General features: G+C 68.7%; 16 protein-coding genes. 2 read left to right on the top strand and 14 right to left on the bottom strand.

Annotated elements, in window-relative coordinates; genetic code table 11:
- Positions 1-3: 3 nt before the first annotated feature.
- The 3 genes from GGR46_RS12960 to GGR46_RS12970 are packed head-to-tail and all read right to left on the bottom strand — an operon-like array spanning position 4 to position 7,478.
- Positions 4-2,571 carry a glycoside hydrolase family 3 C-terminal domain-containing protein gene (locus tag GGR46_RS12960; RefSeq protein WP_183998354.1) on the bottom strand — a complete coding sequence of 856 codons (2,568 nt, stop codon included), beginning with the start codon at positions 2,569-2,571 and terminating at the stop codon, positions 4-6.
- Complete coding sequence (locus GGR46_RS12965) at positions 2,572-5,157, bottom strand: glycosyl hydrolase 2 galactose-binding domain-containing protein (RefSeq protein WP_183998356.1); 2,586 nt, start codon at positions 5,155-5,157, stop codon at positions 2,572-2,574.
- Positions 5,154-7,478: a beta-N-acetylhexosaminidase gene (locus tag GGR46_RS12970; RefSeq protein WP_183998358.1), complete on the bottom strand. Its 2,325-nt coding sequence runs from the start codon at positions 7,476-7,478 to the stop codon at positions 5,154-5,156. The genes GGR46_RS12965 and GGR46_RS12970 overlap by 4 nt, the downstream gene beginning before the upstream one ends.
- 303 nt (positions 7,479-7,781) lie before the next feature.
- Between GGR46_RS12970 and GGR46_RS12975 the strand changes: the two genes are divergently transcribed.
- The gene (locus tag GGR46_RS12975) at positions 7,782-8,519 is read left to right on the top strand and encodes a GntR family transcriptional regulator (RefSeq protein ID WP_183998360.1); all 738 of its coding nucleotides are present in this window, start codon (positions 7,782-7,784) and stop codon (positions 8,517-8,519) included.
- A gap of 59 nt (positions 8,520-8,578) precedes the next feature.
- Positions 8,579-11,488 (top strand): beta-galactosidase GalA, encoded by a 2,910-nt coding sequence (gene galA / locus GGR46_RS12980; protein WP_183998362.1) that lies wholly within the window; start codon positions 8,579-8,581, stop codon positions 11,486-11,488.
- 321 nt (positions 11,489-11,809) lie between these two features.
- On the opposite strand, the gene nagE is transcribed toward galA, so the two are convergent.
- From nagE to fucP, 11 genes are all read right to left on the bottom strand, one after another.
- Entirely contained in the window at positions 11,810-13,519 is a 1,710-nt protein-coding gene (nagE, locus tag GGR46_RS12985) for an N-acetylglucosamine-specific PTS transporter subunit IIBC (protein WP_183998364.1), read from the bottom strand.
- Positions 13,516-16,014: a phosphoenolpyruvate--protein phosphotransferase gene (ptsP, locus tag GGR46_RS12990; protein WP_425506566.1), complete on the bottom strand. Its 2,499-nt coding sequence runs from the start codon at positions 16,012-16,014 to the stop codon at positions 13,516-13,518. The genes nagE and ptsP overlap by 4 nt, the downstream gene beginning before the upstream one ends.
- Positions 16,015-16,079: 65 nt before the next feature.
- Entirely contained in the window at positions 16,080-17,213 is a 1,134-nt protein-coding gene (nagA, locus tag GGR46_RS12995; RefSeq protein WP_183998366.1) for an N-acetylglucosamine-6-phosphate deacetylase, read from the bottom strand.
- Positions 17,210-18,253, bottom strand: coding sequence for an SIS domain-containing protein (locus GGR46_RS13000; protein WP_183998368.1), 1,044 nt, complete (start codon positions 18,251-18,253; stop codon positions 17,210-17,212). The genes nagA and GGR46_RS13000 overlap by 4 nt, the downstream gene beginning before the upstream one ends.
- Positions 18,254-18,293: 40 nt before the next feature.
- A complete protein-coding gene (locus tag GGR46_RS13005) occupies positions 18,294-19,052 on the bottom strand; it encodes a copper homeostasis protein CutC (protein ID WP_183998370.1) in 759 nt (252 codons plus the stop codon).
- Between the two features lie 66 nt (positions 19,053-19,118).
- On the bottom strand, positions 19,119-19,961 hold the full coding sequence (locus tag GGR46_RS13010) for a fumarylacetoacetate hydrolase family protein (RefSeq protein ID WP_183998372.1): 843 nt from the start codon (positions 19,959-19,961) through the stop codon (positions 19,119-19,121).
- Positions 19,962-19,986: 25 nt separating this feature from the next.
- The gene (locus GGR46_RS13015) at positions 19,987-20,724 is read right to left on the bottom strand and encodes an SDR family oxidoreductase (protein WP_183998374.1); all 738 of its coding nucleotides are present in this window, start codon (positions 20,722-20,724) and stop codon (positions 19,987-19,989) included.
- A 12-nt stretch (positions 20,725-20,736) separates the two neighbouring features.
- Positions 20,737-21,561: an amidohydrolase family protein gene (locus GGR46_RS13020; protein ID WP_183998376.1), complete on the bottom strand. Its 825-nt coding sequence runs from the start codon at positions 21,559-21,561 to the stop codon at positions 20,737-20,739.
- A complete protein-coding gene (locus GGR46_RS13025; protein WP_183998377.1) occupies positions 21,562-22,590 on the bottom strand; it encodes an aldo/keto reductase in 1,029 nt (342 codons plus the stop codon).
- Positions 22,587-22,925, bottom strand: coding sequence for an L-rhamnose mutarotase (locus GGR46_RS13030; protein ID WP_183998378.1), 339 nt, complete (start codon positions 22,923-22,925; stop codon positions 22,587-22,589). Before GGR46_RS13030 ends, GGR46_RS13025 begins: the two co-directional genes overlap by 4 nt.
- A complete protein-coding gene (fucP, locus tag GGR46_RS13035) occupies positions 22,922-24,205 on the bottom strand; it encodes an L-fucose:H+ symporter permease (RefSeq protein WP_183998379.1) in 1,284 nt (427 codons plus the stop codon). Before fucP ends, GGR46_RS13030 begins: the two co-directional genes overlap by 4 nt.
- Positions 24,206-24,375 lie beyond the last annotated feature (170 nt).

Raw genomic sequence — 24,375 nt, forward strand, 5'->3', positions numbered from 1 at the left:
CGCTCATTTGGGCAGCTCCTGCGCTTCGCCGGTCAGGGTGAAGTCGGTCCATAGCCCCGGCGCGGTGCCCGGCTGGCCGCCGCCGATCCACAGGCGATAGGCGCCCGGGACCACCTGGCGGGTGCCGTCGCGCGACACGGAGCTGATGCTGCGCGGATCGAGGCTGAAGCGCAGCGTACCCGCCTTGCCCGGCTTGAGCGCGATGCGCTGGAAGCCGACCAGCTCGCGCTGGAGCACCGGGGTGGTCATACCGTTGCCGCGCGCCTTGCTCGCCGGCGGCACCAGATAGGCCTGGACCACTTCCTCGCCCGGCCGCGCGCCGCTGTTGCGCACCCGCACAGTGACGTCGACCGGAGCCGCGGTGCTGCCTGCCTTCGCGCTCAGCTGGTCATAGGCGAAGCTGGTGTAGCTCAGCCCGTGCCCGAAGCCCCAGAGCGGCGTGCCGGTGAAGAAGCGATAGGTGCGCTCCTTCATGCCGTAGTCGATGAAGGCGGGCAGGTCGTTGGTCGACTTGTAGAAGGTGACCGGCAGGCGGCCCGACGGGTTGTTGAGCCCGGCCAGCGTCTCGGCGATCGCCGTGCCGCCGCTCTCGCCCGGATACCAGGCGGCGAGGATCGCATCGGCGAGCGAGGGATCGACCGAGACCGCGCTGCCGCTGGTCAACACCACTACCACCGGCTTGCCGGTATCGCGCAGTGCCTGGAGCAGCCGCTGCTGGACGAGCGGCAGGGCGATGTCGGTGCGGTCGCCACCGACGAAGCCGGGTACGGTCACCTGCAGAGCTTCGCCTTCGAGGTCGGGCGAGAGGCCGAGCACCGCGACGACCACGTCGGAGTCCTTCGCTGCGCTCACCGCCTGAGCCAGCAGCGGCTCGGCGGGCGGGAGCCACATCAGGCGCAGGCCTTCATCCTCGCCGGCATGGTCGATCTCCATGCGGAAGGCGTGGCGGTTGCCGTCGCTGGTGAAGGGCAGTTCCACACGGCCCTTGCCGAGCAGGCCTTCATGCAGCGGCTTGTCGTCGATCCACAGCCGCACGCTGTCATGCGTCTTGCAGTCCTTCCAGCAGGCCGGGATGTCGATCGCCAGCGTGTAGCGGCCAGGCCCTGGCGGCACGATCTCGCCCGACCAGCGGACGGCGAAGCCCTTTGGATCGAGCTGCGGCAGAGGCGCGACGCGGGTATAGTTGAAGTCGATCCGGCGATCCTGGCGCGTGACCACGGGCGTGCCGGTCACGGTCGGGCTGGCGAAATATTCGGCCTTGAGCCCCGGCTTGCCATCTGCGGAGAACGCCGTCTCGGGCATTACGACGGGCGCGCCATCCGCGAGCACCGATCCCTGCGCATAGACGATGTTGGCCGCGCCGAACTGGCGGCGGATGCCGTCGAGCGGGGTCACCGGCGCCTGCGCGGTACCGTGGTAATTGCCTTCGAGCACGCCGAGATCGTCAGCGTCGGCGCCGATCACCGCGATGCGGCTGCCGGTCTTGAGCGGCAGGCGATCGGCATCGTTCTTGAGCAGCACGATCGCCTTGCGGGCGGCGTCGAGCGCCAGTGCGCGGTGCGCCGGCGTGCCGACTTCGCTTGGCTTGATCTGGCTCCATGGGCTGGTCGCGCCGAAGATCGTGCCCAGCGCCTGGCGCGCCGAAAGCGAACGGGTCAGCGCGGTGTCGATCTCGGCTTCGGTTACCAGGCCGCGCTTCACCGCCTGGGGCAGTGCGGCGTAGGTGGTGCCGCAGTTGAAGTCGTTGCCGCCCTTGATCGCCGCTGCCGCTGCTGCGGCAGCGTCGAGCTTGTAGTGGTGGAACATGTGGATGTTGGCGACGGCATCGCAGTCCGAGACGGTGAAGCCGTTGAAGCCCCAGTCCTTGCGCAGCCGCGTGTTCATCAGGTCGGACAGGGCACAGGCCGGGGTGCCGTGGATCGAGTTGTACGCGCACATCAGCGAGCGCGCCTTGCCCTCGGTCACCGCGAGGCGGAAGGCGGGGAGATAGGTGGATTCCAGATCCTGCGGGCTGGGATCGACGTCGAAGCCGTCGCGCCCCGCTTCCGGCCCGCTATGCACCGCGAAATGCTTCGGAGTGGCGATCACCTTCGGATATTTGGGATCGGGCCCCTGCAGCCCCTTGATGAAGGCGACGCCGAGATGGCCGGTGAGGTACGGATCCTCGCCATAGGTTTCCTGGCCGCGGCCCCAGCGCGGATCGCGGAAGATGTTAATGTTGGGCGACCAGATCGTCAGCCCCTCATAGATACGCCGATTGGCGCCCATCGGCTTGGCGTTGAACTTGGCCCGCGCCTCGGACGCGACGACATCGCCGACCTGGTTCATCAAGTCCACGTCCCAGGTCGCGGCAAGGCCGATCGCCTGGGGGAAGACAGTGGCATAGCCATTGCGGGCGAGGCCGTGCAGGCCCTCGTTCCACCAGTCATAGGCGGGGATCTCCGCCTGGGTGTCGGCCGGCGCGGTGCTCTGGAGCTGCGCGGCCTTCTCCTCGACCGTCATGGTGGCAATCGCGCGGGCGACCGCATCGGGATCAGGGTCGGCGGCGGCGAGAAGCAGGAACGGAATCATTTACTTGGTCCCCAGGGTACGCAGGGTCAGGGCATTCTGCAGCGCTTCGGCAGAGGCATCCGATCGAACCTCGATCGTGACGCTCTCGCCGGGCAGAAGGTCGAAGCCGTCATCGCTCGGATGCGCAGCGATGGTGCCGAAATCGAGCATGACGGCGCGGGCCAGCGCGCTGGCGGTGATCGTCACTCGCTTGCCGTCCCAGCGCGTGCTGAGGCCGGGAGCGGGATAGGCCATATCCTTGGGCAGGGCGCGCTCGACGATCGTGCGCGACACTGCGCGGCCGTCGATCAGCAGCTCGGCGACGGCATAGCTGGCCCCCGGAGCGGCGCCGGCGAACAGGTCGGCATCGGCGATGCCGGCAGCTTCCTGCGCGCCGAGCGGGGTGAGCGAGACCCTGTCGCCGCGTTCGCCCAGCGGCTTGCCCGCCATGTCGAAGGCGCGGATCCGCCATTCGGCTGCGATCGGCGTAGTCGCATCCGAGACCAGTGCGACGCGGGTGGCGCCGTCCTTGTGCTCGGCAACGATCGCCTGGGGCGCGAAGAAGCGCTTTGCCGCATATTGGAGCAGCTTCCACTGGCCATCATAGGAGATGCTCGCCCAGGAGATTGCGGGCCAGGTGTCGTTGATCTGCCAGTAGAGCGAGCCCATCGTCACCGGACGGCAGGCGCGGTGATGGCGCGCGGCCATGTCGATCGCCTGGGCCTGGTTGACCTGGGTGAGATAGACCAGGTCGGCAAAGTCCTTTGCCGGGCGCAGCCGCTGGTCGAGATAGAGCTGCAGCCGGGCATTGCCCTCGCCCGCGAGGAAGCGCTGGTGCGCCTTGAGCACCGGGCTGTCGATCGCGAGTGGCCCGTCACCCGCGAAGTCGCGGATCGTCGACAGGTCCGGCATCGCCTGGAAGCCATATTCGGACATGAAGCGCGGGCAGGAATCGAGATAGCGTTCGACCGGCTTGGAGCCGGACCAGACGTCCCAGAAATGGCGGTCGCCATCCTTGTCGGTGTCGGTCGGAGCCTCATAGTCGGTGGCGGGCGAGTTGTTCCAATAGGGCGTGCCGGGCGCGCGGGTGATCACTGCGTCACGCAGCACGCGATCGAACAGCACCGCCATGCCGACGCCGATCCGCTCCTGCTCATCGGCACCCACGCGCCGCTTGAACGCCTTGCGATCGGACCAGTTCTCCCAGCCGGCCAGGATCTCGTTGCCGCCCGACCAGGCGATCACCGACGGGTGCGGCTGCAGACGCTCGACCTGCTCCTCCGCCTCGATGCGGACATTGTCGCGGAACTCGGCATCGGGGGGCGTGATCGATCCGCCGAACATGAAGTCCTGCCAGATCATCAGGCCGAGCTGGTCGGCGATCTCGTAGAACGCGTCATCGAGATAATAGCCGCCGCCCCAGACGCGGATCATGTTCATGTTGGTGTCGCGGGCGCTCTGCAGCACCTGCTGCATCTGGGCGCGAGGCACACGGCTGGGGAAATTGTCGAACGGAATCAGGTTGGCGCCCTTGGCGAAGATCGGGATGCCGTTGACCTTGAAGCCGAAGCTGCCGTCCTTGCGGATCAGCTCGACGGTACGCAGGCCGGTCTTGCGAGCGATGCTGTCGGCGGTGCCGCCGGCATCCGAAAGCTGGCCAGAGACGTCGTACATCGGCTGCGCGCCATAGCCGACGGGCCACCAGCGGCGCGGGGATGCGACGGTCAGCGGAACGCTGACCTCGTTGACGCCGGGTGCGACGGTGAAGCTGCGGGCAACCATCTGCTTCTTGCCGTCCGGGCCGGCAAGAGTGGTGCGCAGGGTCAGCTTGCTGCTGGCGCCCGCGACGATGCGATAGCGGGCGACCAGCCGGGCCTCGGTGTCGTTCAGTGCTTCCTGATCGACGCGCAGATTGTCGATCCGGGCATTGTCCCAGGCTTCGATCCGGGCGGGGCGCCAGATGCCGATGTTGACGAGGCGGGGACCCCAGTCCCAGCTATACTGGTATTTCGGCTTGCGGATGTAGGGCGAGGTCTGCTTGCCCTTGGGCTCGTCGCCGAACTCTGAATCATATTCGCCGGGCAGCGGATTGGCCTGCGCGAGGACCATCGGCTGGAGCGTGCGGATCGGCGAGGCGATCGCGATCACCAGCTCGTTGCGGCCGAGCTTGAGCGCGGATTTGGCGTCGATCCGCCAGCGGCGATGCGCGTTGGCGGTGGTGAGCAGCTTCTGCCCGTTGAGCGAGACGGTGGCGAAGGTATCTAGCCCGTCGAACACCAGGTCGAGGTGATCGCGCTTGAGCATCGCCGGGGTGACCTCGATCACCTTGCGGAACTGCCAGTTGGTGAGACCGGCCCATTGGATCGGCGCCTGGTTGATCCCCTTGAACGGATCGGGCGCGCGGCCGGAGCCGATCAGGTCCTGCTGGACGCTGCCGGGCACGCGCGCGGCGAACCAGCTCGCTTCGCGCGGATGTGCTTTTGCAGCTTCGGCGTCGGTGGGGTCGATGCGGACTTCCCAGGCGCCGTCGAGCGACACCGTGTCACGCGGGCCGGCCCAGGCGGCGGTGCTGGCGAGGAGCAGTGGCAGCAGCAATGCACGCTTCACTTGGTGGCCCCCTCGGTCAGCACGACCTTCTCGACGGTGTAGAAGGGGGCGGATACCGGCGAAGTGAACTGGAAGCACAAATCCTCGTCTCCCTGCATCTGCGGGAATGTACCCGAGAAGCTGAACTGGGTGGGCGCCGTGGCGGGATCGGGCAGCGCGAAGCTGCCGATCACGATCGGCTTGATGGTCTTGTCGTTGGCGGCGGCGGTGCAGCGGGCGGTGATCACCAGTTCGCCATGCATGGTCGCCGGATACTGGTCGCGGCGCTTGCCGGTCTCGTGCGCCAGGCCCCAGTGCCGGGCGAGGCGCGCGACGCTGACGGTGAAGCCCCGGGCGATGTCGAGCGGCGCCGCGGGATAGGCGGTGCAGGTGTTGAACAGGTCGATATTGTAGACCGGCGCATTGGCGGTCGCGTCCGGCGTGAGCGGCACGCGCAGATAGAGCGAGCCACCCGGGCAGGCCGTCATTTCCGAGGTGGTGCGCGTCAGCAGCGCGGCGCGGCTGGTGTCGAAGGCGCGGGCCGCCGCGGTGAGGTTGCCGCTCTTGTCGAACGCGGCGGCGCGGATCGTGACGCCCGGCTTGAGCGTGAGCGGTGCGCTATAGGCTGGCGACTTGGCGGTCGGTTCGCGGCCATCGAGGGTGTAGCGGATCGTGCCATAGGGCGCCTGGGTCGCCAGCGCGACCGTGGCCTTGTTGGCGCGCAGCGCATCGCCGCGGCTGCCCTGTAGCGTATAGCCGACCGCGAACGCGCCGTCGGCCACTTCCATCCCCGAGCGGCGCCAGCGTGCGATCTGCGGCTGGACGCGGTCGAGGAAGCTGGCGAAGTCGCGCCGGTCCTTGGCCGACCAGGTCATCTCGGCGATCGCCGCGGCGCGCGGGAAATAGGCGTGCTGCACCTGCTGCGGCGTGATCAGATACTCGCTCCAGGCATTGCCCTGCGCGCCGAGTACGTGCTTGGCCTTTTCGGCATTGATCCCGGCGGGCACCGGCTCGTATTTGTAGATCTTCTCGAGCGACTGCACCGCGAGGCGGCCGTTCAGCTCGTCGCCCAGGTTGCTCTGCAGCTGGTCGAGATAGAGCAGGGGGGCGGGGCTCAGCACCACGTCATGCCCCTGGTTGGCAGCTTCCACCGCGCCCTTCTCGCCGCGCCACGACATCACCGAGGCCGAAGCAGGCAGGCCGCCTTCGAGGATCTCGTCCCAGCCGATGAGGCGGCGGCCCTTGCCGGCGAGGTAGGTGCCGAACTGGTCGATCATCCAGCTCTGCAGCTGGTTCCCGGTCTGGAGGCCGAGCGCCTTGATCTGCGCCTGCACCTTGGGCGAGCGCTCCCACTGGTCCTTGATCGCCTCGTCACCGCCCAGATGGATATAGGTGCTCGGGAACACCTCGATCAGCTCGTCGATCACGTTCTTGATGAACGCAATGCCCTCGGGCGCCGGGTTGAACAGATAGGGCATCACGCCCCAGTCGTGGCCCACCTCGGGCGAGTCCGCGAACACGCTGAATTCGGGATAGGCAGCGGCGAGCGCCTGGGCGTGGCCGGGCAGGTCGATTTCGGGGACGATCGTCACGCCGCGTTCTGCGGCATAGGCGACCAGCGCCTTGAGCTGGGCCTGGGTGTAGAATCCGCCATGCCTGGGCCCGACCGGGCCGCCGCTGGAAGGCGGCGTGCGCCAGGCGCCCACTTCGGTGAGCTTGGGATAGCGTTTGACCTCGAAGCGCCAGCCCTGGTCGTCGGTGAGGTGGAGGTGCAGCGTGTTGAGCTTCACCGACGCCATCTGGTCGATGACCTTGTAGACTTCCTCGATCGGCTGGAAGTGGCGGGCGACGTCCATCAGCAGCCCGCGCCAGTGGAAGCGGGGTGCGTCCTCGATCGTCGCGGCACGTACCCGGACGGGCTTGCCGTAGGCGCGATCGGGGCTGAGCAACTGGGCCAGCGTCATCGCGCCATAGACCAGGCCGCTGTCGCTGGCGGCGGCGATACGGACGCCCTTCGCATCGACGGTGAGACGATAGGCTTCGTCACCGGCAACCGATGCGTCGCGGATCAGCTGGATAGCAGCGGCACCCGGCCGGGGCGCGAGGGTGATGCCGCGCTCGGCCTTGACATGGGTGGCGAGAAGGCGGGCCGCGGAAGCGGCGCCGGCATCGCCTTCGGGTATGCCGATCGCGGCGCCGTCGCGTACGGTGAAGTCGCCGGTCCCGAGCGTGACCGAGGCGGGAAGCGGGGTGATCGGAAGGTCCTGGGCGAAGGCTGCGGGTGCTGCCAGCAAGGCTGCCCAGGCAAGGTGGCGCGTCCGCCGAACCGCTAGCTTTTCCATCTCTTCCTCCCGCTCGTGCCGCTGATTGCTGTCAAAGCGGTGTAACCAATATAAGTCCTGTGGCACAATAGCGTCGTTTGCGCGGAGGCCGTAGCGTCAGGTTATGGGGGATCGGCAGACGCGCAAAAATCCGGCTCTCCTTGGCGTTCTCCGCATTGCCGGGCGGTGACCAGCGGGCGGACGAGACATTCCAATTCCATTAGATACCAATATAAATCCACATCATGCCATTGCCCCGGCAAGACGGGTGCGATAGTTTTGCCGCCAACGGAGCGTGCAGGGGACGCAGCCGGGGAGGATTAATTGGGATTTTCGGACCAGCTAGGGCGTTTCCGCAAGGACAATCCCGCCCCGCTCTACCTCCAGTTGCAGCAGCTCATCCGCGATGGGATCGGCTCGAACGTGCTCGGCCAGGGCGACGCGATCCCGCCGGAGCGGGACCTGGCGATCGAATATGACGTGTCGCGCATCACCGTGCGCAAGGCGATCGGCGGGCTGGTCGAGGAGGGGTTGCTCACCCGGCGCCGCGGCGCGGGCACCTTCGTCGCCGGGCGCGTGGAGAAGAGCTTCTCCAAGCTCTCGTCCTTCACCGAGGACATGGCGGCGCGTGGGCGCAAGGCGAGCAGCAGCTGGATTTCGCGCGCGCCGGGCCAGGTGAACCCCGAGGAAGCGATGATGCTCGGCCTGTCGCCGGGTGCGCCGGTGCTGCGTTTCGCACGCATCCGCTATGCCGATGACGAGCCGATGGCGCTCGAATTCTCGACCATCGCCGGCTATTGCCTGTCCTCGGTCGATGCCGTGAAGGACTCGCTGTACGGCGCGCTCGACAAGGTCGGCAACCGCCCGGTGCGGGCACTACAGCGGCTGCGTGCGGTGCCGTTCGGGACCGAGCATGCCAAGATGCTCGGGGTCGATCCCGGCCATGCCGGACTGCTGATCGAGCGTCGCGCCTTCCTGCGCGATGGCCGTCCGGTCGAAGTCACGCGCTCCTATTATCGCGGCGACGCCTATGACTTCGTGGCCGAGCTGAGCGACATCTGACCCTTCCTGCCCATTGCCATCGGGCCGGCCAGCGCTGCGGCCCCAGTCGGAGTATTGCCATGGATCGTCGTCAACTCCTGCGGGGGAGCGTCGGCGTCGGCGCGATGCTGGCGGCTCCGATCGGTACGGCAGAGGCTGCGACCAAGGGCCCAGGCGATGGCGATGGCTTCCCGATGCCGCAGCCGCTCGCCACGCTGGCGCCGCGGCTGCCCGAGGGCGATCCCTCGCGCACCCTGCTCGAGCTCGGCTGGCGCTTCCATGAGGGCGATGTGCCCACGCCGGAGCCGCAGGGACATCACGAGACTTATCTGAGCGTCAAGGCGGGCAATGCGCTCGGCGCGGCGGCGATCGCCTATGACGACAGCGACTGGCGCGACGTGCGGCTGCCGCACGACTGGGCGGCGGCGCAACCCTTTGTCGAGACCGCCAATGTCTCGCAGGGCTATCGTCCGCGCGGGATCGGCTGGTATCGCCGCAGTCTGCGCCTCGACCCGACGGACCGGGGCAAGACGCTCGAGCTGCATTTCGACGGCATCGCCACCAACGCGACTATCTGGATCAACGGCAGCACGGTCGCGCACAACTGGTCGAGCTACAACAGCGTCTATGTCGACCTGACGCCGTTCGCGCGCTTCGGCGACGAGACCAATGTGATCGCGATCCGCGTCGATGCCGATGCCAAGGAAGGCTGGTGGTACGAAGGCGCGGGGCTCTATCGCCATGCCTGGCTGGTGCGCCGCGCGCCGGTGGCGATCGTCAGCGACGGGGTGCACTGCGATCCGCGCTTGGTCGATGGGCGCTGGCAGGTGCCGGTGACCGTGACGCTGGGCAACGTCGCCCGTTCGGCGGCGGCGGTCACGGTCGAGACGGTTTTGCTCGGTCCCGACGGTCGCGAAGTCGCGCAGGGCGAGACACAGGTTACCGTGCCGGTGCTCGACAGCGCCGATGCCGTGCTTCGGCTCGATGCGGGATCGCCGCGGCTGTGGTCGGTCGAGGAACCGACGCTCTACACCGTGCGCACCCGGGTGCTGCAGCAGGGTTTGGCGATCGACGAACGGCGCACCGCGATCGGCTTCCGCACGATCCGCTTCGATGCCGAGCAGGGGCTGTTCGTCAACGACAAGCACGTCAAGCTGAAGGGCGTGTGCCTGCACCAGGACCATGCCGGCGTGGGCGTGGCGGTGCCGGACTCGCTGCACCGCTGGCGGCTCGAGCGGCTGAAGGACATGGGCTGCAACGCTATCCGCATGTCGCACAACGCACCGACCGCCGAGCTGCTCGACTGGTGCGACCGGATGGGCTTCCTCGTCATGGACGAGAACCGCCTGTTCAACCCGGCCCCCGATTACATGGCCCAGCTCGAATGGCTGGTCCGGCGCGACCGTAACCACCCGAGCGTGATCCTCTGGTCGGTGTTCAACGAGGAGCCGATGCAGGGCACCGGCGCGGGCGTCGAGATGGTCCGGCGGATGATTGCGGCGGTGAAGAAGCTCGACGACAGCCGGCCGGTGACTGGGGCGATGAACGGGTCTTTCTACAACGAGGTCAGCGTTGCCGGCGAGTTCGACGTGATGGGCTTCAACTACTACCAGGCCGATTACGACAAGTACCACAAGCTCCACCCGAACCAGCCGATCACCAGTTCGGAGGACACCAGCGCCTATGAGACGCGCGGCGCCTTTGCGAGCGATCCGGCCAGGCACGTCATCACCTCCTACGACACCGAGGCGACGAGCTGGGGGGCGACGCATCGCGACACCTGGAAGAACATCGCCGAGCGACCGTTCGTCGCCGGCGGGTTCGTGTGGACCGGGTTCGACTATCATGGCGAGCCGACCCCCTATGCCTGGCCGACCATCGCCAGCTTCTTCGGCATCCTCGACCTGTGCGGTTTTCCCAAGACCGCGTTCGACATCCACCGTGCGCACTGGATCGACGACCAGGACGTCGTGGCGATCGCGCCGCACTGGACCTGGCCGGGCCGCGAGGGCGAGCCGATCAAGGTCTTCGTCAGCTGCAATGCCGAGACCGTCGCGCTACGGCTGAACGGGCGCGAGCTCGGCGTGCAGAAGGTCGAGCGCATCATGGGCAATGAATGGACCGTGCCCTATGCCCCCGGCCGGATCGAGGCGGTGGCGATGCGCGGCGGCAAGGTCGTCGCCCGGGCGGTGCAGGAGACGGCGGGGGCACCGGTCGCGCTGCGGCTGACCCCGGCGCGCAGCGTCATGGCCGGCGACGGCGAGGAGTGCCAGGCGATCACCATCGATGCGGTCGATGCCAAGGGGCGGCACGTGCCGACTACGAACCTGATGACCCGCTTCACCGTCGAGGGCGCGGTGATCCTGGGCGTCGGCAATGGCGACCCGAACAGCCATGAGGCGGAGCAGGTCGCGCCGGGCGCCGGATCGCGCTCGCTGTTCAACGGACTGGCGCAGCTGCTGGTCCGTGCCGGCACCGACCGGGGGCGGATCACCGTGCGGGCGCAGGCCGAGGGTCTGTCGCCGGCGGTGCTGACGATCGCGCGGGCCGATGTGGCGCCGCGGGCGCAGGTGGCGGTGGTGCCGCAGGTCCAGGATCTGCGCGACTGGCGGCGCTCGCCGTTGCTTGCCGAAAAGCCAGCACCGACGCTGGCGCCGGCGGACGGCGACAACAACAGCTGGGACTTCGTCCGCAGCGGCGTGGCGACCCCGGCCGAGGTGCGGCCGGGCTGGCGGGTCTATCGCACCCGGGTGACGCCGTGGAAGCGGGTTGCGGCCGAAGGCGGCATGATCGCCTTCGAGGCGATCGGCGGCAGGGCCGAGCTTTGGGTCGACGGCAAGCAACTGGCGACGAAGGCAACCGCCGCGCCGGGGCCGCTCAGTGCGACGCTGCCGGCGGGCAAGGGGCCGCGGGTGGTGGTGCTGCTGGTCGATGCCGCGGCGGGGACGGCTTCGGGGGTGCTCGGCACGGTGTCGATCACGACGCGCTGAGGCGACGAAGAACGCGAGGGCCACGCACGGCGCACTTTCCTACAAAGTGCGCCGGGGCGCTTCGCCAAAGTTCACTAAGTTCGTGCCCAGCGCGGATTTTCGCCGCGCTGAAGTTTGCCAAGATTGCGGGGAACCTGCGTATCGCGCGCGCATGCTTGCGCCCGCCTGATCCTATCTTTCCTACCGGGTCAAAGAGCAGCCGGGCCGGTGACTCGGCTGCGTGAGCCAAGCAGGCGAAATCCTACATTGCAATGGCTTCGGCAATGCAGGTGGCGGCATGGAACCCCCGGGCCCCGGCTTTCGCCGGGGAACCGAAGATGGTCAGGCCGCGAGCAGGCCCTTTGCCGCGCCCGACGCGAGCAGCAGGTGGACCACCCCCTCGGAGGGATGCGCGACGGTACGGACGCCGAGCGCGGCCAGCGCCGGCTCGCCCAACTTTGCGGGCTCGCACAGCTCGACGCGCAGGCGCGTGCCGAGCAGGCGGGCGCCTAGGACGTTGTCGGCACCGCCGAGCGCCGCCAGCGCGGCGGGGGTGAGCTGTGCCTGTTCGGCGGGGGCCGCGATGGGGGCCGGAGCGAGGGCAGTGCCACCCATCGCCAGCGCGTCGCGGATCTCGACCGCGACCGAGTCCGCGATCGGGCCGAGCACGACCTGGAGCGCGTTGGCCGAGGGGCGGATGACGCCGCGCGCGCCGAGCGCCTTGAGCGCGGGCTCGTCGACCTGGGCATGATCCTTGACCATCAGGCGCAGGCGGGTGGTGCAGGCATCGATGCTGGTGATGTTCGCCGCGCCGCCGAGCGCCTGGGCGAAGTCGGCACCACGCTTGCCGGTGGCGGCGATCGAGGAGGGTGCCGCTGCCGCCTCGGGCTCGCGGCCCGGGGTCTGGAGGTTGAAGCGGCGGATCACGAACGAGAAGATACCGTAATAGAGCCCGAAATAGACGATGCCGACCGGGATCAGCAGCAGCGGGTTGGTCGCCTTGCCGTAGTTCAGGACATAGTCGAACAGGCCTGCCGAGAAGCCAAAGCCGAGCTTCACGTTCAGCAGATCCATCACCACCATAGCGATGCCGGTCAGCACCGCGTGCACCGCGAACAGCGCAGGCGCGAGGAACATGAAGCTGAATTCGATCGGCTCGGTGACGCCGGTCAGCGCCGAGGTGAGCGCGAGGCTGAACAGCATGCCGCCCACAGCCTTGCGGCGCTCCGGACGCGCCGCGCGGTACATGGCGAGGCAGGCGGCGGGCAGGCCGAACATCATCACCGGGAAGAAGCCGGCCATGAAGGCGCCCGCGCTGGGATCGCCGGCGAAGAAGCGACGGAGGTCGCCATTGGCGCCGTGATAGTCGCCCTGGACGAACCAGAAGACGTTGTTGAAGATGTGGTGGAGGCCGGTGACGAGCAGCAGGCGGTTGATCAGGCCGAACAGGAACAGGCCGATCTCGCCCGCGCCGGTGATGCCGTGGCCGAGCCCGTCGATCCCGGCGCTCAGCTGGGTGAAGCCCAGGCCGATCAGGCCGGCGATGAGGACGCCTGCAAACCCGCTGACGATCGGCACGAAACGGCGGCCGCCGAAGAATGCGAGATATTCCGGCAGCTTGATCGTCGAGAAGCGGTTGTAGAAATTGCCGCCGATCAGGCCCGACAGGATGCCGATCGGCACGTCCAGCCGGGCGATCGCCTTGGCCTTCCAGGCGGCAGTGGTCAGCTCGAGCAGCGGACCGTCCATGCCGGCGATCACGTCAGCGGGCACGGTGAGCAACACCTTGGCGGACTCGGTCGCGACCAGGAAGCAGGTAATGCCGGCGAGCGGCGCAGCGCCATTGCCGTCCCGGGCATAGCCGGTGGCGACGCCGATCGCGAAGAGCAGGCCGAGATGCGAGAAGAGCGCATCGCCCGCGGCGCTGATGAAGGCGATGTTCAGCAGGTCGGGCTGGCCGAGGCGGAGCAGCAGGCCGGCAACCGGCAGCACCGCGATCGGCAGCATCAAGGCGCGGCCCAGCGGCTGGAGCAGTTCCAGGATCGACTTCATGCGGTGAACTCCCGGGCAAGAGCGCGGACATCGGCAGCGGTCGCGCAGGCGAGCGCGGCCTGGGCATGGGCACGGACGGCGTCGAGGGTAAGGCCGGAGACCAGCGCCTTGATCTCGGGGACCATGGCGGCGGTGGAGGACAGCTCGGTGACGCCGAGGCCGATCAGGATCGGCACGGCGAGCGGATCGGAGGCGAGGCCGCCGCACACGCCGGTCCAGCGGCCCTTGCTGGCAGCACCGCGGCAGGTGTCGGCGATCAGGCGCAGCACGGCGGGGTGGAGCCCGTCGATCGCGCTCGCCACGCTCGCATTGCCGCGGTCCATCGCCAGCGCATATTGGGTGAGATCGTTGGTGCCGACCGAGAGGAAATCGGCCTCGGCGGCGAGCAGGTCGGCGGTGACCGCCGCTGCCGGGGTCTCGACCATCACGCCGAGTTCGACCTTCTCGGTGATGCCGAGTTCGGCGCGCACCCGATCGAGGACTTCGCGGACGCGGCGCAGCTCGTCGACGCCGGCGATCATCGGGATCATGATGCGGCACTGGCCGATCGGCTGGACGCGCAGGATCGCGCGGATCTGATCCTCGAGCAGCTGCGGATGGGCGAAGCCGACGCGGATGCCGCGCAGTCCGAGCGCCGGGTTCTCCTCCGCCGGGATCGGCAGATAGGGCGCCGGCTTGTCGCCGCCGACATCGAGCAGGCGGACGATCAGCGGGCGGCCGGCAAGCGTGTCGGCGATCGCCTGGTAGTCGGCAGCCTGTTCGTCGACGCTGGGTGCGGAGCCGCGGTCGAGGAACAGGAATTCGGTACGCAGGAGGCCCGAGCCCTCTGCGCCATTGGTGATGGCCAATTCTGCGTCTGCCTGCGAGCCGAGATTGGCGAAGACTTCGATGCGCGTGCCGTCGGCCATGTGGCAGGGCCGGGCGGCGGCGGCGAGCGCGGCGGCGCGGCGCTCGGCACGTTCGGCGACGGCCTGGTGCGCCTCGGCGAGTGCCGCTTCGTCAGGGGCGACATGGAGCCGGGCGAGGCCGGCATCGAGGATCAGCGTGGTTTCCTCGTCGATCTGGCGCAGCACCGGGCCGAGCGAGACGAGCATCGGCAGGCCGAGCCCGGCGGCGAGGATCGCGACGTGCGAGGTCGGTCCGCCGCGCTCGACGCAGATACCGACGACCTGGGCCGGATCGAGCGCCATCAGCTGCGAGGGAAGCAGGTCCTCCGCGATCAGGATGGTGCCGGGCGGAAGGACCAGCGGGGCGTCTTCGCTGCCGGCGAGGACGAGCAGGACGCGGCGCTCGAGGTCGCGCAGATCGTCGGCGCGCTCGGCGAGGCGGGTGTCGCCCGAGGCGGCGAGTGCCTCGGCCTGGGGCGCGATCACGGCGCGCCAGGCCTGGCCGGCGCTGGCGCCGCCCTGGATTGCGACAGCGGCGGCGGCGAGGAGGCCGTCATCGTCGAGCATCGCGCTGTGCGCCTCGGCGATGGCGCGCTGGGCGCCATGGGCATGGCCGATCTCGCCGTCGAGCCGCGCGGCGAGGGTGGCACGGGCGGCGTCGAGCCGAGCCTGCTCCTCGGCCGCGCCCTTGCTGACCGTGTCGACCTGGACTTCGGGAAGGCGGAAGCGACGGGCCTGGCCGACCGCGAGGCCGGGAGCGGCGGTGACGCCGCTGAGCTTGCCGTCGGTGGGGAGGGTGGTGGTCTGCGGCGCGGGGGCGACGGGCGCGGCCGGCTTGGCGCCGGCATGGCCCTTTTCGCCCATGCCGCTCTCGATCAGCGCGGCGAGCGCCGTGGCGGCCTGCTCCGCATCCGGGCCGGTGGCGGTTATGCGGACTTCGTCTCCGAACGCGATCGCAAGTGTCAGCAGCCCGACCGGGCTGCGCGCGCTGGCAGTACGGTCCTGCTTGGTCAGGGTGACTTCGGCGTCATGGTCCGCGAGCAGCTCGCGGATGCGCGCGGCGGGGCGGGCATGGATGCCGTGGACGAGCGGCACGGTGACGATGCGCTCGACCGTCTCGCCGGTTTGCGGCGTGGCGGCGGGCGTATCGGCGCCGAGGCGGGGCTCCAGCGCGAAGATCGTATCGCCGACCTGGATCGGGCCGTCCGCACGGGTGCGGACCAGCGCGTGATTGGGGGTCTCGAGCAGCAGCACCGGCGTGATCGCCGAGGGGGTCGCGCAGACGATCGTGTCGAGATCGAAGCGGATCAGCGGATCGCCTTGGGCGACGCGGTCGCCGACCGCCACACAGGGGGTGAAGCCCTCGCCCTTCAGCGCCACCGTATCGAGGCCGATGTGCATCAGGATCTCCACGCCTTCGGCGGCGCGGATCGTGATCGCGTGGCCGCTCGGCTGGAGCACGGCGACTTCGCCGTCACAGGGCGCGTGCAGGCAATCGCCGGTCGGGTCTATCGCGATGCCGTCCCCCAGCATGCGCTGGGCGAAGACGGGGTCCGGAACTTCGTCGAGACCGGAAAGCCAGCCGGCAAGCGGGGCCGCGATGGCGATGTGCCCCGCGGGAGTGTCGTCGAGCGGCGGCAGCGATTGCGTGGGCAGGGCTTGTCTCCCGAGGATCAGGCGATGCGGGTTCCGGCGATCCAGGTGCCGACGGGCGCGAGATCGCGCGTCAGCTGGACCCAGTCGGCGACCAGTCCGGGGGCGAGCGCACCGCGCTCGTCGCCCAGGCCGAGAAAGGCGGCGGGGCTGGTCGCGGCCATCATGGCGGCGTCCGCATGGGACAGGCCGATCCGCTCGACCGCGTTGCGGAAGGCGCCGGCCATGTCGAGCGAAGAGCCGGCGAGCGTGCCGTCCTCGCCCAGGCAGCGCCCACCCTCTACCAGGATGCGACGGCCGTGCAGGTCGAACTCGGCGACGTCGGCGCCGACACAGGGCATCGCATCGGTGACGAGCAGGAAGCGGTCGTGCGGCCGCGCGCGCATCGCGATGCGGACCGGGGCGTCATGGACGTGGAAGCCGTCGAGGATCAGCCCGCAATAGATGCTCTGGTCCTCCAGCGCCGCGCCGACCACGCCGGGCGCGCGGTGGAGCAGGGGGGACATGGCGTTGAACAGATGGGTGACGCCGGTCATGCCCGCGGCGATCGCGGCCTTGGCGACGTCGTAGCTGGCATCGCTATGGCCGATGCTGAGGATCACGCCGGCTGCGTGGAGCCGGGCGATGTCCTCGAGCGAGACCATCTCCGGCGCGAGGGTGAGCATCACCTTGCCGCGGCGCGGGCGGGTGAGCAGCGCGAGGAAGTCCTCGTCGAGGCGGCGGAACTTCTCGGCGTCGTGGATGCCCTTGCGGGTGACGCTGATGACCGGGCCTTCGATATGCACGCCGATGACGCCGGGCACGCCGGCCTCGATCGCTGCGTCGGTGGCGTCGAGCGCACGGGCGACGATCTCGACGGTGTCGCTGATCAGGGTCGGCAGGAAGGCAGTGGTGCCGTAGCGGGCATGCGCCCGGCCGATCGCCGCGATGCCGTCGACATCGGGCGAATCGTTGAACAGCACGCCGGCGCCGCCATTGACCTGGGTGTCGATGAAGCCGGGGACGATCCAGCCGCCGTTGAGGTCGATGGTCTCGTCTGCCGGGCCGTCAGGGGAGATCGCGGCGATGCGACCGCCGGCGACCGTGAAGGTCGCGCGATCGAGCATGCCGCCGGGCGTGACGATGTGCCCGTTGGTGAAGGCGAAGGCAGTCATCGCGTCTCGGTCACCTTCTTGAGGTAGAGCGGGCGATCGGGATCATGGCCGCGCGCCAGCGAGAGCGCATTGGCCATGTGGTAGAAGCTCTGGACCATCAGGAGCGGCTCGATCGCCGGGTGGCCGGCAAGCGCGGGCAGGCTGCCGCTGCCCTTGGCGTCGGCCAGGCAGATGCGGGCGCCGCGCTCGGCGAACTCGGCGGTGGCTTCGCGGACGCTGTCGCCCGCGGTGTCGGAGGTGGCGAAGGCGAGGATGGGGAAGCCTTCCCCGACGATCGCCATCGGGCCGTGACGGACTTCGGCGGCGCTGAACGCCTCGGCATGGAGCCCGCAAGTCTCCTTGAACTTGAGCGCGGCTTCCTGGGCGATGCCGAAGCTGTAGCCGCGGCCGATCACGAACAGATTGGTCGCATCGCGGAATGCGGTGACGGCGTCGCTCCAGTCGAGCGTGCGCGCCTGCTCGAGCTGGTCGGGCAGGCCGGCCAGCGCTTCGGCCAGCGCCTCGTCCCCGGACCAGCCGGCGACCAGCGCGACGAAGGCGGCGAGCGAGGCGATATAGGATTTGGTCGCGGCGACCGAGCGCTCCGGGCCGGCCTTGAGCCCGATGCAGGTGTCGGCGAGTACCGCGAGGGGCGAGGTCTCGTCGTTGACGAAGGCGACGACATGGGCTCCGGCTTCCTGGTGCGCACGGACGGTGGCGAGCAGGTCGGGGCTGCGGCCGCTCTGCGAGACTGCGATGCACAGCGCCGAGCCGGGCGCGACCGGGGCGGCGAACACCGACGCCACCGACGGGGCGGCCGAGGCGACGGGAATGCCGATGAAGGTCTCGATCAGATACTTGCCATAGCTCGACGCATGGTCCGACGAGCCGCGGGCGCAGGTGACGATGCGCGCGGGCGGGTTGGCCCGCAGCCGCGTGGCGAGCGCCGCGAAGGCGGGCTCGTTCGCGGCGATCAGCCGGCGCACGACCTGCCCGGCCTCGGCCGCTTCGGTCTCCATGAGCGTGGCGGTGGTTTCCGCCTGCGGCTCTTCAGCCCCCATCATACAACTCTGCCTTACTGGTTAAGTGGACGGCGATAAGTCATATATTGGTATTGTTCAAGGTTCTATGGCCATCGAGAATCCGGCGCAGCGCGGATACCTTGGCCGGGTCCGTAGCGAGGCTCGGGCCGGCCTGGAAGCCGAAGCGCTGCTCGGCTTCGCCGGGGGCGCCAGCGGGGCTGCGGCACGACGCATGGACCTCGGGCACGCCGGTGGCGAGGATGGCCGGCAGATTGGCGGCGTCGACGCCGCTGCCGGCCAGGATTCCGATGCGGCCATCGGCACGGCGGACCAGTTCGGCGAGCGTGTCGAGCGCATCGGCGGCTTTGGGCTGGCCTCCCGACGTCAGGATCCGGTCGAAGCCCAGCGCGATCGCCGTGTCGAGTGCTTCGAGCAGGTCCGGGCAGAGATCGAAGGCGCGGTGGAGGGTGAGGGAGAGGGGCCGTTCCCTTTTGGCGCCCTCGGCACGGGCGTGCGCGACCCAGGAGGCGAGGAGATCGGCATCGAGGCGTCCGGCGGCATCACTCGCGCCGATCACGACGCCGGCGAGCCCGGCCTCGGCGGCGAGGCGGATGTCGTCGGCGACCAGCGCGGCCTCGCCGGCATCATAGCGGAAGTCGCCGTCGCGGGGGCGGGCGAGCAAGTGGGCGGGGATCGGCGCGGCGGCGGCGCGCAGGACCAGCGACTGGGGCGGCGTAAGCCCGCCGACCGAAAGCGCGGCGCAAAGCTCGAGCCGATCGGCGCCGCCGGCGATGGCCGCGTCGATCCCGGCGAGCGTGTCGATGCAGATTTCGAGCATTGGGCTCCGCGTCCTCTCGATTGGGCCGGGCCGGTCGCGGCGAAGCGGCCGGCCCGGTTCCATGGTTCAGGCGTCGATGACTTCCTGGCGCTGCTCGCCCAGGCCGGCGATGCCCAGCGCGACCCGGTCGCCCTTGTGCAGCCATACATTGGGAGTCTGGCCAAGGCCAACGCCCGGCGGCGTGCCGGTGGTGACGATGTCGCCCGGCTGCAGGCTCATGAAGCGGCTGAGATAGGACAGGATGAAGGCCGGACGGAAGATCATCGTCGAGGTCGAGCCGTCCTGGTAGCGCTTGCCGTTGACCTCGAGCCACATGTGCAGGTCGCTGGTGTCGCCCACTTCGTCGGCGGTCACCAGCCAGGGGCCGATCGGGCCGAAGCTGTCACACCCCTTGCCCTTGTCCCAGGTGCCGCCGCGCTCGAGCTGGAACGCGCGTTCGGAGACGTCGTTGCAGACGAAATAGCCGGCGATCGCGGCCTCTGCCTGTTCCTCGTCGACATAGCGGCATTCGGTGCCGACGACGAAGGCGAGCTCGACTTCCCAATCGAGCTTGGTGGCGTCGCGGGGCTTCACGATCGGATCGTTCGGGCCCGAGAGCGCGCTGGTCGCCTTCATGAAGAGGATCGGTTCCTCGGGAATCGCGGCGCCGGTTTCGGCCGCATGATCGGCATAGTTGAGGCCGATGCAGATGAACTTGCCGGGACGCGCGACGCAGGCGCCGAGGCGCGGATCGCCCTCGACCAGCGGCAGGCTCGACGGATCGATCGCGCGGAGCCGTTCCAGGCCCTCGGGCGTGATCGTGCTGCCGTCGATGTCGGACACGATCCCGCTCAGGTCGCGGATCTTGCCCTCGGCATCGACGAGGCCGGGCTTCTCGGTGCCGTTCGGGCCGAAGCGCAGCAATTTCATATCAAAGCTCCTTCAAAAACCGGGATCAGTTGGTCCAGCCGCCATCGATCACATGGATCTGGCCGGTGGTGAATGCGGACTCGTCCGAGGCGAGATAAAGGGCGAGCGCGGCGACCTCGGCGGCCTGACCAAGCCGGCCCATGGGCTGGCGCGCGATGAAGGCGGAGAGGGCGCCTTCATAGTCGCCGGTATCGCGCAGGCGCTCGTGCAGCGAGGGCGTCTCGATCGTGCCCGGGCAGATCGCGTTGCAGCGGATGCCCTGGGCGACGAAATCGGCGGCCACCGCCTTGGTGAGCCCGATCACGGCCGCCTTGGTCACGCCATAGGAGAAGCGGTTGGGCACGCCCTTGATCGAGCTGGCGACCGAGGACATGTTGACGATGCTGCCGCCGCCGCGCGCGATCATCGCGGGCAGGGCGGTGCGGATGATCCGGTACATGCTGGTGACGTTGAGGTCCTGGGCCAGGTCCCATTGCTCGGGCGTGCAATCGAGGATCGTGCCGCCCGGCACTGCGCCGGCGCAGTTGAAGATGACGTCGAGCGGCCCGGTGCGATCGAGCGCCTCGGCGATCGAGCCTTCGTCGCGTACGTCCAGCCGCGCGGTCTGGCAACCGGCGATGTCGGCCAGGCCGTCCAGGTTGACGTCGGTCGCCCATACCGTGGCGCCCTCCGCTGCGAAGAGCTCGGCGGTCGCCCGGCCGATACCCTGTGCCGCCGCGGTAACCAGCGCGGTCTTGCCCGCCAGCCGGCCAGCTTTACTCATCTTTTGTCTCCGTCAGAGCTGATAGATTCGTGCCGCATTGGCACCGAAAATGGCCTCGCGTGCCCGGGAATCGAAGGCGGCGAGAAGCGTGTTGGTGATGGCGATCCAGTCGGCATAGCTGCCGGCGGTGGTCACGACCGGCCAGTCGCTGCCCCACAGGATGCGCTCGGTACCGAAGCTGGATGCGACATGGTCGAACCAGGAGGCGAGGGTAGTTGCGTCGGCGTGCGGCGGCGCCTCGGTGAGCAGGCCCGAGAGCTTGATCGTCACATTGGGCATGCCGGCAAGGGCGGCGATCGCGTCGCGCCATTCGCTGTCGGGCGCGTCCTCGATCCGCGGCTTGCCGAAATGATCGAGCACGATCGACAGGCCGGCATGCCGGGTGGCGAGGGTGAGGATCGCGGGGAGCTGTTCCGCGCGGACCAGCGCATCGAAGACGAGGCCGTGCTCTGCCATCGCGTCGAGCGCGGGACGGACCGCGTCGCCCAGGATCCAGGCGGGATCGTCCAGGTCCTGCAGCATCGGGCGCAGGCCGAGGATCTTGGGCGTTTCGGCAAGGGCGGCGATCCGCGCCGGGGCGTCATCGGCGGCCAGGTCGGTCCAGCCGACGACGCCGGCGATCCAGGGACGGCTTTCGGCATGATCGAGCAGGAAGCGAGTTTCCGCCTCGCTTGGGGCGGCCTGGACCAGGATCGCGGCTTCGATGTCGTGCGCCACCAGCAGGGGAGCGAATTCCTGCGGCTCATAGTCGCGGTAGAGGGCGCCGGTGGCCGGCGTCAGCCAACCATAATCGCCGCGGGCCGGGCGCCAGAGGTGGAAGTGGGCATCGACGCGCATCTAGCGATCCGTCGGGATGGGCGCGTCTTCGGCGATCAGGCCTTCGCCCCGGAGGTCGAGCCAGAATTGCGCGGGGATCGGGAAGGCGTGAAGCCTGATCGTCTCCTCCACCTGGCCTGGCGCGCCGAGGCCGAGCAGGACGCTGGCGACAGCGGGGTGGGCGAGGGGAAACTGGAGCGCGGCGGCGGCGAGCGGCACTTCGAACGCGCGGCAATGGGCTTCCAGCCTGGCGACGCGCGCAACGATTTCGGGAGGCGCTTCGCCATAATCGTAGCGCAGGCCGGTTCCCTGCGCGGTGCCGGTGGCGAGGATGCCGGAATTATAGGCGCCGCCGATGATCACGCCGACCTGGCGATCGTGGCAGAGCGGCAGGAACTCGGTCAGTGCGCCCTGCTCGAGCAGGGTATAGCGGCCGGCGAGCAGCATCGCGTCGCAATCCGCGTGGCGGAGTGCGTCAAGGCCGACCTGCCATTCGTTGGCGCCGATGCCGAAACCGGCAATGGCCTTCTCGTCGCGCAGGCGCTCCAGCGCCTTGAAGCCGCCGCCCTGGGTCAGCTGGTCGAAATAATGGGCATTGTCCGCGCCGTGCGTCCGGGTGCCGATATCGTGGACATAGAGCAGGTCGATGCTGGCCAGGCCGAGCCGCTGCAGGCTGTCCTCATAGGAACGCAGGATACCGTCATATGTATAGTCATAATGACGGGCAAAGGGCAGCGGGGAGCGGAAGCCTTCCCGCTCGGAATCGTCGCCGCGCAGCGTGGCGTCCGCGCGGAGCAGCCTGCCGACCTTGGTCGACAGCACAACGCCTTCGCGTTCGCGCAGGGCGTCGCCGACGCGGCGCTCGCTCAGACCGTGGCCGTAGTGCGGCGCCGTATCGACATAGTTCATCCCCGCCGCGAGCGCGCGCTCGAGCGTGGCCCTGGCTTCGATATCGGTGATCGGCTGGTAGAGATTGCCAAGCGGCGCCGCGCCAAATCCGATCTCGCTGACCTTGATCTTCGCGCGGGGAATCGTGCGGACCGGAATCATGCCGCAGGCTGCTCGTCGAGCGCGAAGATGCGGGTCATCGGCAGCCATTTCGGGCTGCCGGATGCGATCGGGCGCTGATAGGCGTCCATCTCGGATTCCCACTGGTCGATGATCGGCTGGAGTTCGGGGGCCGAAGGGGTGAGGCCCTCCGGTACGATTTCGGCGAGCATGACCAGGCGATTGGCGACGCGCCAGATCTCCATCTCGCGATAGCCGCGCTGGCGGATGTCATGCACGATCTCAGGCCATACCGATCCGGGCGCGTGGCGCGCTTCATAGGCGGCGATCAGCTCGGGATCATTGTCCAGATCGAGGGCGAACAAGGCGCGGGTCACTGGGTACGTCCTTCGCGGAGCCGCTGCACGGCAAAATAGAGCACGCCCGCAAAGGCGAGCATGGGCACGAGCATCATGTGGTGGACGCCGCCGACCCGTTCGGAGACCAGGCCCATCAGCGGCGGGAACACCGCACCGCCGATGATCGCCATGATCAGGAAGGCAGCACCGCTTTCAGTCTCCTCGCCCAGGCCCTCGACGCCGAGCGCGAAGATCGTCGGGAACATGATCGACATGAAGAAGCTGGTCAGCCAGAGCGCGCCGACCGCCGGCATGCCGGTGGCGAAGGCGGCGAAGCCGCAGAGCAGCACGTTCGCCACTGCGTAGAGGAGGAGCAGGCGCGCGGGCGCGAAACGCTGCTGCAGGAAGGCGCCGCTGAAGCGGCCGATCATCAGCATGCCGAGGCTGGCGGAGAGCAGGAAGGCAGTCGTCTGCTCGCTGAGCTGCGGGGCCTGGCTCTTGGAAAAATCGATGAAGAAGCTCCACACGCCGACCTGGGCGCCGACATAGAGGAAGAGCGCGAGGATGGCGGCGCGCAGCCGGCGGTGGCGCAGCACGGCGAAGAGCGGGCGGCCATTGCCGGCGGTCTTCTTCGCCTGTTCGAGGACCGGGAAGCGCGTGCAGGCGATGAGCAAGGCGAGGAGGCAGACCGCGACGCCGATCGCGAGGTACGGGCCCTGCACCGCAGTTGCCGCCGCGGACCGCCAGGCGGCGCGCTCGGCCGGGGCCATTGCGGCGATCTGCGCCTGGGTCCGCTCGTCCGAGGAGAAGATGAAGAGCCCGCCGATGATCGGGCCGATCACCGCCCCGATCCCGTAGAAGGACTGGGCGAGGTTGAGGCGCGAGGACGCGGTCTCGGGCGCCCCGAGGATCGTCACATAGGGGTTGGACGCGGTCTCCAGGAAGGCGAGGCCGATGGCGATCACGTACAGGGCGACGAGGAACAGGCCGTACTGTTCGCTTGCCGCTGCGGGATAGAAGAGGAAGGCGCCGCCGGCGTAGCAGGCCAGGCCGATCAGGATGGTGTTCTTGTAGCCGAGGCGGCGGATCAGCAGCCCCGCCGGGATCGCGGCGCAGAAATAGCCGACATAGAAGGCGAACTGGATCAGGCTCGCTTCGGTGCGGGTGAGGTCCAGCGCCTTCTGGAACTGGCGGATCAGCACGTCATTCAGTGCGGCGGCCAGTGCCCAGGAGAAGAAAAGCGAAGTGACGAGCGCGAAGGCGACCGCATAGCGGCGCTCGATGATCGGCGGTGCGGCAGCGGACGCGCGACTGGCCATTTTCAGATTTCCTCCCCCCGCTGAGCGGGATGTGGTCTTTGTATAATTGCGTATTTAAAATACAAGTTCACAGGAAAAAATGAGCCAGGGGCCTCGGGCATCCGGCGGTGATTTCCGGCTGGTGTCGTCGTGCTTGTCCCTGCGCTATCCATCCCTGTGCTGAACGGGGT

This window comes from Sphingomonas kyeonggiensis (assembly GCF_014196745.1).
Lineage (GTDB): Bacteria > Pseudomonadota > Alphaproteobacteria > Sphingomonadales > Sphingomonadaceae > Sphingomonas > Sphingomonas kyeonggiensis.

Coding starts and splice junctions, on each gene's coding strand:
- nagA (WP_183998366.1), bottom strand. CDS start 17,213: ATGACTGCCTTCGCCTTCACCAACGGGCACATCGTCACGCCCGGCGGC.
- GGR46_RS12970 (WP_183998358.1), bottom strand. CDS start 7,478: ATGGAAAAGCTAGCGGTTCGGCGGACGCGCCACCTTGCCTGGGCAGCC.
- GGR46_RS12960 (WP_183998354.1), bottom strand. CDS start 2,571: ATGATTCCGTTCCTGCTTCTCGCCGCCGCCGACCCTGATCCCGATGCG.
- GGR46_RS13015 (WP_183998374.1), bottom strand. CDS start 20,724: ATGAGTAAAGCTGGCCGGCTGGCGGGCAAGACCGCGCTGGTTACCGCG.
- nagE (WP_183998364.1), bottom strand. CDS start 13,519: ATGAAGTCGATCCTGGAACTGCTCCAGCCGCTGGGCCGCGCCTTGATG.
- GGR46_RS13025 (WP_183998377.1), bottom strand. CDS start 22,590: ATGATTCCGGTCCGCACGATTCCCCGCGCGAAGATCAAGGTCAGCGAG.
- GGR46_RS13000 (WP_183998368.1), bottom strand. CDS start 18,253: ATGGGGGCTGAAGAGCCGCAGGCGGAAACCACCGCCACGCTCATGGAG.
- GGR46_RS13020 (WP_183998376.1), bottom strand. CDS start 21,561: ATGCGCGTCGATGCCCACTTCCACCTCTGGCGCCCGGCCCGCGGCGAT.
- galA (WP_183998362.1), top strand. CDS start 8,579: ATGGATCGTCGTCAACTCCTGCGGGGGAGCGTCGGCGTCGGCGCGATG.
- fucP (WP_183998379.1), bottom strand. CDS start 24,205: ATGGCCAGTCGCGCGTCCGCTGCCGCACCGCCGATCATCGAGCGCCGC.
- GGR46_RS13010 (WP_183998372.1), bottom strand. CDS start 19,961: ATGAAATTGCTGCGCTTCGGCCCGAACGGCACCGAGAAGCCCGGCCTC.
- GGR46_RS13005 (WP_183998370.1), bottom strand. CDS start 19,052: ATGCTCGAAATCTGCATCGACACGCTCGCCGGGATCGACGCGGCCATC.